This window comes from Paraburkholderia sabiae (genome assembly GCF_030412785.1).
Lineage (GTDB): Bacteria > Pseudomonadota > Gammaproteobacteria > Burkholderiales > Burkholderiaceae > Paraburkholderia > Paraburkholderia sabiae.
Genome location: NZ_CP125295.1, coordinates 4,036,242 through 4,048,337, shown reverse-complemented (window position 1 = coordinate 4,048,337; position 12,096 = coordinate 4,036,242). Strand labels below are relative to the sequence as shown.

The window sequence follows — 12,096 nt, the reverse complement described above, 5'->3', positions numbered from 1 at the left end:
ACCAATGCGCTTTAAATCGCGCCCACTTCATGCGGCGGACTGATGCCCGCAGCCGCGAGCGCTTCATGCAGCGTATCGAAGATATTCGACTGGCCGATGACCTGCGTAATGCCGTGACGGTCCATATCGGAACGCAGATAAGGATTCACTCGCCCGAAGATGACAGCCAGCTTGCGCTCGTGCAGATCCTCGATCAGATCGCTCAACGTGCGCGCCGCCGAATAATCGAGCGCGGTGATCGCGGCTGCATCGACGACGAGCGAATGCAGATCGCCTGAAGCAGCATCGACGAGATCGACCACTTCCGCGCAGAAGAGATGATCGTTGGCGAAGAACAGATCGGCGCCGAAGCGATACACGATCAAACCCGGCGCCGTCATGATGCCGGGAAGCGCGGGCACCGGCTGCCATTTGCCGCTCGGCGGGGACGGCTCCAGCACCATCGTATGCGGACGATAGCTATGCCGCACATGCCTTAGCAGCGACAGCGCGACGGCGAGCAGGATGCCGTGTTCGACGCCGACCATCACGACGGCGGCCGCCGTGATCAGCGCCAGCGTGAACTCGCCGGGACTTTCGGCGCGGATCGCCGCTAGGCTCGGAATGTTGATCAGGCCAACGGCAATCGTGAAGACGATCGCGGCAAGCACGCAATGCGGCAGGTATTGCAGATACGAACTCAGAAACAGCAGCACCACGACCACAACCACCGCAAACGCAAGTTGTCCGATCTGGCTGCGCGTGCCGGCGCGTTCGGCCATCGCCGTCTGCGTCGGGCTGCCGTTGACGACGAACGTGCCGCTGAACGCGGCGGCGGCATTGGCCGCGGCCAGCCCGAGGATGTCGGCGTTGGTGTCGACTTCTTCGTGATACTGCTGCGCGAACACGCGCGCCGCGGCGGCGCTTTGCGCAATGATCATCACGAAGCACGATGCCGCGACGGGCACGAGATCGAGAAACTGCTGCCACGTGACCGAGGGAAAGGCGAGCGGCGGCAGACCGCCGCTGATCGGCCCGAGCACGGTGATGCCGTGCGCGGCGAAGTCGTATGTCTTGCTCGCCGCGATGCTGCCCGCCACGGCGATGAGCGGCGTCGGCACGCGCGGCAGAAAGCGCTTGCTGACGAGAATCGCGCCGACCACGAGCGCGGTAAGCGCGAGCGTCGGCAGATGCGCATGCGCGGCATGGCCTATGACATACGCCAGTTGCGCGAGACTTCGCGACGACGGATACGGCACGGTCATGCCGAACATGTCGCCGAGCATCGCAATCGATACCTGTATCCCCACGCCCGTCAGAAAACCGACCAGCACCGTGCGCGACAGGAAATCGGCGAGAAAGCCGAGCTTGAAGATGCGCGCGAGCAGCAGCAGCGCAGCCGTCAGCAACGCGACCATGCCCGCGAGCGCGACGTACTCGGCGCTGCCCATCGGCGCGATGGTCGAAGCGCGGCTGGCGAAGATCGTCGCTGTCGCCGAATCGGCGGCGACCACGAGGTGACGCGACGCGCCGAAGAACGCGAACGCGACGAGCGGCAGGAAGACGGTGTACAGCCCCGTCACGGCGGGCATGCCGGCGATGCGCGCGTAGCCGAGCACCTGCGGGATGTCCATCGACGCGAGCGAGATGCCGGAGAACACGTCGCGCCACGCCGTCGCGCGATCGAACGGAAGGACGCCCTTCAGCAAGCTGAGACGTGCGGCGGGTTTGTCTTTTGGAGTTTGCATGCCCGGGTGCAATGAGGATCTGTCCACGCATCCTGCCCTGAATCTTCACGCTCTGGCAAGGCATCCCGCAGCCGCCCCGCGCCGTACCGGAAATCATCTATCAATTTGTACCGGTACTGTACCGGCCTCGATCGTTACACTGTTGCAAAACCTCGAATCACTTTGCGGAGCCGTCCATGACCCTCGACACCCTGAGCGCCAGCGCCCTGCCCGCCGGCATCCTGTTCGCGCTCGTCACCACCATCACACCCGGACCGAACAATACGATGCTGCTCGCATCGGGCGTCAACTTCGGCTTTCGCCGCACGCTGCCGCATATTCTCGGGATCAGCGCGGGCGTCGTGCTGCTGATGCTGTCGGTGGGTTTCGGGCTCGGCGAAGCGTTCCGCCGCTTCGAGATGCTGTACACGGTGCTCGAAGTGCTGAGCGTCGCGTATCTGCTGTATCTCGCGTGGAAGATCGGCACGTCGGGCGAAATGCAGGTGAAAAAAGGCGAGCGTCGGCCGATGCGCTTTTACGAAGCGATCGCGTTCCAGTGGGTCAACCCGAAGGCGTGGATGATGGTGCTGACGGCAGCGACGACGATTCATCTGAGCGCCGACTTCGGCACCAATGCACTGCTGATGGCGCTGATCTTTTACGTGATCGGCTTGCCGTGCATCTGTCTGTGGGCCGCGTTCGGCACCGCGATGCGCCGCGCGCTGTCGAAGCCGGTATGGCTGCGCACGTTCAACATCGCGATGGCACTGATGCTCGTCGGCTCGCTGTATCCCATCGTGTTGCGTCTCTTCGCGTGAGTCTTTCACGCACACACAGCCTGGAAATTTTTCTCGCCGCGCGCCGCTTTTGACGCGCGGCCGTGTGCATCAAAACGCGTGAAGCGTCCGTTTTGCGCAACCGCCCGTCTCGCGATTTAACAGTAGAATGACGACGATATAACCCTGTCCTCGCGAGCGGGCTCTGCGCTGCCTCCAACCGGCATATTCGCCGGATATCGGCGCCTTTCGGGCTTGATAATTGCTCCTAGACCACGGTTCAGATTCCACCGGTGCGCACGCGACGCGCCGGTCCCGCCATTGACAAACGCAGACCGCAAGGGTCGGAGGCGTTGCACACATGGACACGCAGGATTCGCCCGACCGCGTGCGCGGCCGCCGGCAGCAGCATTACGACAGCGCGTTTCTACCCGAAAGCGACGATCAGCAGGCACGTCATTACAACTGGGTGCAAATTTGTCTCATCTCGGCGATGGGTCTGGCCGTCGGCGTGATGGGCACGGCCGCGTATGTGATCTGGTTCAGCCGCGATCAGGTGGCGTATGCCGAGGCCATGCAATCGGCCCGTCGTCCGTTGCCGACGCTGGCAACCAGCGCCGCCGACTTGCGCATCCCCAGTCATGCCGCCGTGCCGACGAGCGCCGTCTCGGGCCGCGTGATTCCGGCCGAGCCGACGCAAAAATCCGCGTCGCTCGCTGACAGCGACGCACTCGCCGCGGCTCAGGCAAGCGAAGACGACACCGCAGCCGACGCCGATACCGCCGACGATCCGCCGCAAGGCGCCCGCGCCGCGCCCAATTCCGCAGCCGCCCGCGCCGATCGCGGCAAGCAGCCGAACAGCGCGAACCGTCACGCGCAACGCGCGAAACCGAAGGAATCGTTCGTGTCGCGACTGACGGCGATGTTCCGCAGGGTCGGCTATCACGGTCGTCCCCGAGATCCCAACTCCGATCCGTACTCGCATCCCTAAACCCACGGCGTGAAGCGAACCGTCACGCCGCTCCGCCCCGCCAGCCCGCGATGGCGCCCGCAGCCGATCGCGGTCGGCGTTATCGCGCTGGCCTGTCTCGTAGTGGGCCTGCTGTATATCGCCGTGCAGGTGCGGGCGCTCTACTCCGATCACTTCCAGCAGCAGTACGCATCGCTCGTACTGGAGGCCGTCGCGCGCGCCGACAATGCGCTCGATACCGCGAGCCTGCTCAAACGCCTCCCGCCGCCGAAGCGGCCCGCGCCGAACGGCATCGACAGCCGATACCGGCAGGCGCTCGACGAACTGGACACGCGCATCACGGAACTCGACGCGCTGATCGGCTCCAGTCCCATTCCCGCGCCGCGTCTGCCGCAAGCCGATGCCACGGTAAAGAGCCTCGACGATCTGCAGCAATCGCTGGCCGCCACCGCCGACTACTGGCGCACGCGCCGCGACGCGATCAGCACCGACGTGCGCCGTCGTACGCTGCGCGTCGCGAGCGTGCTGGCCGTGCTGACCGTCGTCGTGACGGGCGCGCTGCTGGCGGCGCTCGTCGTGTTTGCGCGGCGGCATCGGCGGCTCGCGGGGCTCACGCATCAGTTCCAGCACGCGGCCCAGCATGATGCGATGACCGGTCTGCCGAATCGCCAGCAACTGCTCGCGCGGCTCGACAGCATCGCCGCTGGACACGCGTTCGACAAATCCGCGCTCCTCTATATCGATCTCGACGGCTTCAAGCAGGTCAACGACACGCTCGGCCACGGAATCGGCGACGAATTCCTAGTCGCGCTCGCGCAGCGTTTTCGTCAGTCGCTGCGCCCCGGCGATCTCGTCGTGCGGATGGGCGGCGACGAGTTCGCGGCGCTCGTGACCGGCTTCGGCAGCGACGACGAACTGATCAGCATCGCCACCCGGCTGATGAACTGCGTCGGCGCCACCGACGCGCACATGGGCCTCGGACTCGTTCGCGCGAGCGTCGGGATTGCGACGTATCCCGATCGCGTCGCCGATCCGCGGCTACTCGTCGCCGCCGCCGACGGCGCGATGTACGAAGTGAAACGCCACGGCAAGAACGGCTATGCGTTCGCCATCCCTCCCGCGCCGCCGATGCCGCTCGCATGATTCACACCCGAAAACCGTTTCCACCCGGACGACTCAGACGATAAATCGCACCTCGGCAGCACGTCTGTGCTCTTTCGTCTGAAACTGAAAATGGCAATCAACTTCCGTCCGGCGCTGCCGTTATAAGGGTGCAGCAAGGTGACGGCGGCAGCAGCATGCGCGCCGTCTTTTATGAACGGTCGAGTTGAAGTGCCACAGGCGTCAGCCAATAGCCAGCGATGAACACCGCGCCCGCAGCGAGGCCGCAAACAGGCAGACTTCGCACATTCCTCAAGCGCTTGCTGCCGCGCGGCCCCGGCAATGCGCCGCACCGCGCGTTCATTCTGCTGCCCGCGCTGACGGTGCTGATCCTCGCCGTGCTGTGGGTGACGATCCTGATGCGTCTGCGGATCGAAAAAGCCGCGGTGCTGCACGACGCGCGCGTCGCGGCGGGCACGGTAGCAAGCGCGCTCGACACGCATACGCTGAAAACCATTCACGACGTCGACGCGATCGCGCTGCTCGTCAAATATGGCTACGAAACGTCGCCCGAAACCTTCGACCTCAAGAAATACCAGGCGTACGGCCTCATCACGGCGGACACGGCGCTGCAAGTGACGCTCGCGGGCCCGGACGGCCACGTGATCGCGTCGACGATTCCGTTTTCCGGCGACATCGATCTCAGCGACCGCAAGCACGTCCGCGTGCATCGCGAGCGCGCCGACGTCGGCCTGTTCGTCAGCGACCCGCTGGTCGGGCGGATTTCGCGGCAATGGTCGATCCAGGTGACGAGACGCATCAATCGTCCGGACGGCAGCTTCGGCGGCGTCGTGATCGTGTCGGAGAATCCCGCGTGGCTCACGGACGGTTTCTACACGAGCGCCGCGCTCGGCGAGCACGGCATGATCGCGGTGCTGTCGGGCCGAGGCTCGATGTTGTCGCGCCGTGCCGGCGACGCGCCGAGCCGCACGGGCGATACTTTACCGACGAGCTATGTCGCGCCGCGCGTGAACGATGAACTGTTCGTCGACCCGATCGATCATGTGGAACGCATCGTCGCGAGCCGCGAGGTCAAGCGTTATGGGCTGACGGTGATGGCGGGTCTGTCGGTCGCCGAAGCGCTCGACGATTACTACCGGATGCGCCGCGTCTACGTGACGATGGCGAGCGTGATTTCGCTGATTCTCGTCGGGCTGTCGACGTGGATCGCCGCGCTGATCCTGAAGCTGCTGAAAGGCCGCGAGCAGCTGCACCGGCTCGCGCACACCGACCGGCTCACGGGTCTGTCGAATCGCGGCTGCATCATGGATTGGCTCGACGAAGCTGTCGCCGCGCCGGACGCCGTCGGGCGTGTCGCCGTGATCTTCGTCGATCTGGACCGCTTCAAGGAACTGAACGATACGTTCGGCCACCATCTCGGCGACACGATTCTTGCTGAGATCGCCCGGCGTCTGAAGGAAGTCGCGCAGGGGCGCGCGCAGATCGGGCGGCTGGGCGGCGACGAGTTTCTCGTCGTCAGCGAGGACGGCGAGGTGTCGGCGCGAAGCATCGCCGAGGCGATCACGACATCGCTCGAATCGCCCATCGGCGTGCACGGCCACGCGTACCGTGTGTGCGCGAGCCTCGGCATTGCAGTGCTGCAGCCGGGCGAGCGCGCGGCCGATCTCGTGAAAGCCGCCGACCGGGTGATGTACGACGCGAAAGAACGCAGCCGCGCGAGCCGCGCGCCATCGGCACCATCGGCACCGAAGGCACTCGTCGCGTGACGCGGAAATAACACAACACAAGGCATCCGGCATTCCTTTCTGCCGAAAGCGGAACGGGACGAACGGATGCTCGAAATCAGGGAGAACGGCTCAAGCTTTCCGGCTTGCGGTCGTTAGCGCATCGTATGGAAAAGAAACTTGCACAACGCATCGTCAGCTCCGCGCATCGCGCGGCGGAAGCGATCGCCAATGCCCGCGCGGACCTTCCCGAACTCCAGCGGGATCAGCTGTACAGCCGCGTCTTCATCGGGCTGCTGGAGGACAACGTCGGCGCGGAAAACATCACCGAACTGATCGACGCACTCGCGCGGCCGTAACGGCCCGCCTCGCGGCGCGCTCAACGCCGTCCCACGCGTTCGATGAAGCGCCACAACGCGTCGTCCGTCGAATGTGGAACGTTGAAACGGAACCACGCGCTCGGGGCATCGTCGGGACGGAAATAGGAGCCCGGCGCGAGCCAGATGCCGTCCGCCAGCGCCGCCGTCGCGATCTCTCCTGCGCGCTCGGGTTCTACCGGCAAGCGGGCAAACAGGAACAAGCCCGCGCGCGGCCGGTAAAACGCTTCGAGCCCGAGCGCATCCAGCCGCTCCTCGACGACGGCATGCGCGGCGCGCAGCCTGTCGTTCACCTGCTCGACATGCCGCGCGTAGCGCCCTTCGTTCAGCACCTTGTCGACGATCCGCTCGATCGCCTCCGACGACGTCAATCCCACCGCCATCTTCGTGCGCGCCAGTTCGCGCAGCACGTCGCGCTCGGCGACGACATAGCCGCAACGCAGCGCGGGCGTCACCGTCTTCGAAAAGCCGCTGATATACAGCACGCGCCGCAAGCCTTCCATCGCCGCGAACATCGGCGCGGCGGGCGGCGCGAGTTCGCGGCTCACGTCGTCCTCGATCACCCACATGCGGTTGCGCTCGGCGATCTGCAGCAGCCGGAACGCCGACGCCATCGCGTAAGTCGCGCCCGTCGGGTTCTGCAGCGTCGTGTTGACGAAGATCGCCTTCGGACGATGCTCGTCGGCGATTTTCTCCAGCACGTCCGTATCCATGCCCGCCGGCGTGCGCGGCACGCCGATCACGTTCAGGCCTGCGAGCTTCAGGATTTGCAGCAGATTGCAGTAGCCGGGATCTTCGACGACCACGGTATCGCCCGCACGCAGCAGCGTGCGCACGATCAGGTCGAGCGCCTGGGTTGCGCCTTGCGTCAGCAGCACGTTCGATACATCGACAGGCAAGCCGCGCGCGTCCATCTGCTCGGCGATCTTCGCGCGCAGCGGCGCGAAGCCGTACGGATGCCCGTAGTCGCCGAGGCGCACGGCGGGCACCCGGCTCATCGCGCGAAACGCGTGCTGCATGCCCGTTTCGTTGATCCACTCGCTCGGCAGCCAGCCGCCGCCCGCCTTGATCGGCACGGAATGATCGGCGAACACGTCGGACAGCAGCCAGTTCGCCGTGAGACTGGGCGGCTGCCAGTCGACACTACTTCCATGCGAGGCCCGCGCACGCGGTGCGACGCGGTAGCCGGAACCGCGCCGCGCCGTCACGAGTCCCATCGATACGAGCCGGTTGTAAGCCTCCGTCACCGTGAAGGTGCTCAGCGCATGCGACTGCGCAAGCTGCCGCACGGACGGCAGGAGTGCGCCGGCGCGCAGCGATTGACTGTCGATTGCGCGCGCGAAGCCTTGCACGACCTGCTCGACGAGCGTCGGTGCGGAACGGCGGTCACGGTCCAGTTCGAGTTCGATCATGCGGAAGCATTCAAATGGGCTTGGCGAGACGGCTCCGCTACCAGCACAGTCGACGCAATTCGACCAGCACAGTTAGCAGCGCAGTGACGCAACTGTTTATGTCCGCCATTTAACCTCGGACGCTACAGTTTCGCTACCCAATCGAGGAGAGACCCATGACTTCGCGCCCCGTGATCGACGATCTGTCGAACTTCTGGATGCCGTTCACCGCCAACCGCCAGTTCAAGAGCGCGCCGCGCCTGCTGGAATCGGCGAAAGGCATGTATTACCGTTCGAGCGACGGGCGCGATGTGCTCGACGCTTGCGCGGGCCTGTGGTGCGTGAACGCGGGCCACGGCCGCGACGAGATCGTCGCCGCCATCCAGCAGCAGGCCGCGACGCTCGACTTCGCGCCGACCTTCCAGATGGGCCACCCGCTCGCATTCGAAGCGGCGTCGAAAGTCGCGGAACTGATGCCCGAAGGGCTCGACCGCGTATTCTTCACGAACTCCGGTTCCGAATCCGTCGATACCGCGCTGAAGATCGCGCTCGCGTATCACCGCGCGCGCGGCGAAGGCCAGCGCACGCGTCTGATCGGCCGCGAGCGCGGCTATCACGGCGTGGGCTTTGGCGGTATTTCGGTCGGCGGCATTGCGCCGAACCGCAAGACGTTCTCGGGCGCGCTGCTGCCCGCCATCGATCACCTGCCGCACACGCACAACCTCGAACACAACGCGTTCTCGAAGGGTCAGCCGGCCTGGGGCGCGCATCTCGCCGACGAACTGGAGCGCATCGTCGCGCTGCACGACGCGTCGACGATCGCCGCTGTGATCGTCGAACCCGTCGCGGGCTCGACGGGCGTGCTGATTCCGCCGCAAGGCTACCTGCAGAAGCTGCGCGACATCTGCACGAAGCACGGCATCCTGCTGATTTTCGACGAAGTGATCACGGGCTTCGGCCGCCTCGGCGCGGCGACGGCCAGCGAGTATTTCGGCGTGAAACCCGATCTGCTGACGATGGCGAAGGCGATCAACAACGCGGCTGTGCCGATGGGCGCCGTCGCCGCGAGCCGCACGGTGCACGACACGATCGTCAACGCAGGCGCGCAAGGCGCGATCGAGCTGTTCCACGGCTACACGTACTCGGCGCACCCGCTGGCGGCAGCCGCGTGTATCGCGACGCTCGATCTGTATCGCCGTGACGGGCTGTTCGAGCGCGCGGCAAAGCTTGCGCCGAAGTTCGAAGCCGCCGCTCACGCGCTGCGCGACGCGAAGCATGTGAAGGACGTTCGCAATCTCGGGATGGTCGCGGGCATCGAACTCGAGCCGCGCGACGGCGCGCCGGGCGCGCGCGCGTACGAAGCCTTCGTGAAGTGCTTCGAAGCAGGCGTGCTGATCCGCTTCACGGGCGACATTCTGGCCTTCTCGCCGCCGCTGATCATCGACGAAGCGCAGATCGACCACGTTTTCCAGACCGTGCGTAACGCGCTGGCATCGATCCAGTAAATTCCGGCTGCATCGTCGATCCGCAAGCCGCTGCGCGAGTCCACGCGCAGCGGCTTTTTTACGCCTGTCTGCTGGCCGCTGGCGATGCTAGTGATGCGCCCGCGCAGCCCGCGTATGCGCAGCCTTCTTCGCCGCCGCAGAACGGGCCGCTGCGCCCTTCGTGGCTGCAGCCTTCTTCGCTGCCGCCGAGCGGCTCGCTGCCGGACGCTTGGCCGCGGCTGCCTTGGTCTGCTTCGACAGCGCTTCCTTCGATGCGCCGCGTCCGCTTTCGCGCTTCAGCACGGCTTCGGACACGCGTGAGCGCTTTGCCGTCGTTTCGCTGCTCGGCTTGCGCGCTGCCGTCTTCTTGCCCGTGGTCTTCGCGACGGCCTTCTTCGCGGCCGTGCGCTTCGCAGCAGGCGACTTCTGCTGGCCCGCAGCTGAATCCGCAGCGGCTTTCTTGCGCGTGCTGGTGCTCGTCGTCCCGGCCTTCGGCTGCTTCAGCGCGACACCCGCGCGGCGTGCCTTCGACAGACCGATCGCAACCGCCTGTTTCGCCGATCTGACGCCGTGCTTGCCTTCGCGCACGTGGTCGATCTCTTCCTTCACGAACTCGCCGGCCTGGGTGCTCGGCGACTTGCCGGCGCGCTTGTCGGCGGCGGCACGCTTCATCGTTGCTTTGTCGGGCATGACAGTGCTCCCTTTGACTGGTGGCCCATGTAGCGCAGCAACGGCTGTGCCGCGTCCTTCTCCACACGTCGATTGCATTGAAACGTCATGCCCGCGCGAGTGCCTCAACCGCCTCAAGCGCAACAGAGGCTGCGCGATGTGCGTAGAGCGTCTATGGTTTACGGGAAGGGCAAGCGATCAGGCCACCATCCAGCGACCTTCTGCATCCAAAAGGGAGACGCTTCATGAACACACCGACAGTCAGAGCAGGCGCGCATATCGAAGGGATTCACTGGGTCGCGGAATACTCGGAGACGATCCACGAGATCCGCATTCTGCGCGAAGGGCAGGAAGTCGACGTGCACGACGCGCCGTCGACGCTCTTCGGCGACGAAGAGAACGCCGGTTCGAAAAGCTGCGCCGACCATCGCGCGGCGGAAGCGGCCGTGCTCGCGTATCTGCGGCACTTCGTGGCCGAGCACGACGCCGAGGAATGACGGGTTACACGCGATAAAAAAGGCCAGCTTTACAAGCCGGCCTTCTCCTTCTACAAGCTCGCAACGCGCGCCGCTCACTCGGCGGGACGCAGCTTCTTCACTTCGGCGTCGGACGGCTGCACGCTCGCGCCGTCGATATAGCGATACGACGTCATCACGCCCTTGCCGTCCTTCAGCGCGGTGACGCCGACGAACGCGCCCATCGTCGACTGGTTGTCCTGCGGTCGATAGGTGATCGGTCCGAACGGCGTATCGACATTCAAACCCTTGAACGCCGCCGCGAGCTTGTCGGGATCGGTCGAACCGGCCTTCTTGATGCCGTTCGCAATCGACATCAGCGCCGCATAGCCGACCACCGAACCTAGACGCGGATAGTCGTGATACTTCGCCTCGTAATCGGCGACGAACTTCTTGTTCGCGGCCGTATCGACGGAATACCACGGATAGCCCGTCACGATCCAGCCGACGGGCGCTTCCGCCCCGAGCGTGTCGAGATAATCGGGTTCGCCCGTCAGCAGCGAGACCACGCTGCGGTCCTTGAAAAGCCCGCGCGTATTGCCTTCGCGGACGAACTTGCCGAGGTCCGCGCTGAACAGCACGTTGAAGATCGCATCGGGCTTCGCATCGGCGAGCGCCTGCACGGTCGCGCCGGCGTCGAGATTACCGAGCGGCGTCGCCTGTTCGGTGACGAACTCGACGTCGGGCTGCGCGGCCTTCAGCAGCTTCTTGAACGTCGCCGCCGCCGACTGGCCGTATTCATAGTTCGGATACACGAGCGCCCAGCGCTTCTTCTTGAGCTTCGCCGCTTCGGGCACGAGCATCGCGACCTGCATGTAAGTGGACGGACGCAGGCGGTACGTGTACTTGTTGCCGTCGGCCCAGACGATCTTGTCGGTGAGCGGTTCGGCGGCGAGGAAGAACATGCGCTTCTGCTTCGCGAAGTCCGTCAGCGCGAGACCCGTGTTCGACAGATAGCCGCCGAACAGCAGTTGCACCTGCTCGCGCGCGATCAATTCTTGCGCAACGCGGATCGTGTCGCCGGGATTGGCGTTGTCGTCGCGCGATACCACTTCGAGCTTCTTGCCGAGCACGCCGCCCGCCGCATTCACCTGATCGAGCGCGAGATTCCAGCCGTTCTTGTACGGCATCAGGAAAGCGGGCTGCGCCTTGTAGCTGTTGATTTCGCCGATCTTGATGGTCTGCTGCGCGGACGCGCCGGGCGCCGCGAGCGACACACCGAGGGAAACGGCCAGCGTAGCGGCGATACGGAAAGTCCATGCTGCGCGCGAGGTCATGCGTCACTCCGTTTATTGTCGGTTGATTGGTGCGGCGGCGCGGGCCGCCGGACGGTGCTGCATCGTACCGGAGTTTTGCGAGCGC

Annotated in this window: 11 protein-coding genes; 7 read left to right on the top strand and 4 right to left on the bottom strand. The window is 65.1% G+C overall.

All coding sequences use genetic code 11. From position 1 onward, the window contains the following. Positions 1 to 11: 11 nt before the first annotated feature. On the bottom strand, positions 12 to 1,727 hold the full coding sequence (locus tag QEN71_RS18190; RefSeq protein ID WP_201659779.1) for a SulP family inorganic anion transporter: 1,716 nt from the start codon (positions 1,725 to 1,727) through the stop codon (positions 12 to 14). A 176-nt stretch (positions 1,728 to 1,903) separates the two neighbouring features. Here QEN71_RS18190 and QEN71_RS18185 point away from each other — a divergent pair, with 176 nt between their 5' ends. The 5 genes from QEN71_RS18185 to QEN71_RS18165 all read left to right on the top strand — a co-directional run bounded on the left by QEN71_RS18185 (position 1,904) and on the right by QEN71_RS18165 (position 6,657). Then, complete coding sequence (locus QEN71_RS18185) at positions 1,904 to 2,524, top strand: LysE family translocator (RefSeq protein ID WP_201659782.1); 621 nt, start codon at positions 1,904 to 1,906, stop codon at positions 2,522 to 2,524. A 319-nt stretch (positions 2,525 to 2,843) separates the two neighbouring features. Next, complete coding sequence (locus QEN71_RS18180) at positions 2,844 to 3,473, top strand: hypothetical protein (protein ID WP_201659785.1); 630 nt, start codon at positions 2,844 to 2,846, stop codon at positions 3,471 to 3,473. 9 nt (positions 3,474 to 3,482) lie between these two features. Further along, positions 3,483 to 4,595: a GGDEF domain-containing protein gene (locus tag QEN71_RS18175; protein WP_201659789.1), complete on the top strand. Its 1,113-nt coding sequence runs from the start codon at positions 3,483 to 3,485 to the stop codon at positions 4,593 to 4,595. A gap of 218 nt (positions 4,596 to 4,813) precedes the next feature. Beyond that, complete coding sequence (locus QEN71_RS18170; protein WP_201659792.1) at positions 4,814 to 6,340, top strand: sensor domain-containing diguanylate cyclase; 1,527 nt, start codon at positions 4,814 to 4,816, stop codon at positions 6,338 to 6,340. Positions 6,341 to 6,465: 125 nt separating this feature from the next. Then, a complete protein-coding gene (locus QEN71_RS18165) occupies positions 6,466 to 6,657 on the top strand; it encodes a hypothetical protein (RefSeq protein ID WP_201659795.1) in 192 nt (63 codons plus the stop codon). Between the two features lie 20 nt (positions 6,658 to 6,677). On the opposite strand, the gene QEN71_RS18160 is transcribed toward QEN71_RS18165, so the two are convergent. Continuing rightward, positions 6,678 to 8,087, bottom strand: coding sequence for an aminotransferase-like domain-containing protein (locus tag QEN71_RS18160; RefSeq protein WP_201659798.1), 1,410 nt, complete (start codon positions 8,085 to 8,087; stop codon positions 6,678 to 6,680). Between the two features lie 155 nt (positions 8,088 to 8,242). On the opposite strand from QEN71_RS18160, the gene QEN71_RS18155 reads away from it, so the two are divergent. Next, positions 8,243 to 9,571, top strand: a complete 1,329-nt coding sequence (locus QEN71_RS18155) for an aspartate aminotransferase family protein (RefSeq protein WP_201659801.1) — start codon at positions 8,243 to 8,245, stop codon at positions 9,569 to 9,571. A gap of 87 nt (positions 9,572 to 9,658) precedes the next feature. On the opposite strand, the gene QEN71_RS18150 is transcribed toward QEN71_RS18155, so the two are convergent. Continuing rightward, positions 9,659 to 10,240 carry a DUF6496 domain-containing protein gene (locus tag QEN71_RS18150; protein WP_201659804.1) on the bottom strand — a complete coding sequence of 194 codons (582 nt, stop codon included), beginning with the start codon at positions 10,238 to 10,240 and terminating at the stop codon, positions 9,659 to 9,661. Positions 10,241 to 10,464: 224 nt separating this feature from the next. On the opposite strand from QEN71_RS18150, the gene QEN71_RS18145 reads away from it, so the two are divergent. Next, positions 10,465 to 10,716, top strand: coding sequence for a hypothetical protein (locus QEN71_RS18145; RefSeq protein ID WP_201659807.1), 252 nt, complete (start codon positions 10,465 to 10,467; stop codon positions 10,714 to 10,716). Between the two features lie 74 nt (positions 10,717 to 10,790). Here QEN71_RS18145 and QEN71_RS18140 read toward each other — a convergent pair whose 3' ends face one another. After that, entirely contained in the window at positions 10,791 to 12,011 is a 1,221-nt protein-coding gene (locus tag QEN71_RS18140; protein WP_201659809.1) for an ABC transporter substrate-binding protein, read from the bottom strand. Positions 12,012 to 12,096 lie beyond the last annotated feature (85 nt).

Bases quoted from the DNA above. Each gene is read 5' to 3' on its own strand.
- QEN71_RS18190 (WP_201659779.1), bottom strand. From the start codon at position 1,727: ATGCAAACTCCAAAAGACAAACCCGCCGCACGTCTCAGCTTGCTGAAG.
- QEN71_RS18185 (WP_201659782.1), top strand. From the start codon at position 1,904: ATGACCCTCGACACCCTGAGCGCCAGCGCCCTGCCCGCCGGCATCCTG.
- QEN71_RS18180 (WP_201659785.1), top strand. From the start codon at position 2,844: ATGGACACGCAGGATTCGCCCGACCGCGTGCGCGGCCGCCGGCAGCAG.
- QEN71_RS18170 (WP_201659792.1), top strand. From the start codon at position 4,814: ATGAACACCGCGCCCGCAGCGAGGCCGCAAACAGGCAGACTTCGCACA.
- QEN71_RS18165 (WP_201659795.1), top strand. From the start codon at position 6,466: ATGGAAAAGAAACTTGCACAACGCATCGTCAGCTCCGCGCATCGCGCG.
- QEN71_RS18160 (WP_201659798.1), bottom strand. From the start codon at position 8,087: ATGATCGAACTCGAACTGGACCGTGACCGCCGTTCCGCACCGACGCTC.
- QEN71_RS18155 (WP_201659801.1), top strand. From the start codon at position 8,243: ATGACTTCGCGCCCCGTGATCGACGATCTGTCGAACTTCTGGATGCCG.
- QEN71_RS18150 (WP_201659804.1), bottom strand. From the start codon at position 10,240: ATGCCCGACAAAGCAACGATGAAGCGTGCCGCCGCCGACAAGCGCGCC.
- QEN71_RS18145 (WP_201659807.1), top strand. From the start codon at position 10,465: ATGAACACACCGACAGTCAGAGCAGGCGCGCATATCGAAGGGATTCAC.
- QEN71_RS18140 (WP_201659809.1), bottom strand. From the start codon at position 12,011: ATGACCTCGCGCGCAGCATGGACTTTCCGTATCGCCGCTACGCTGGCC.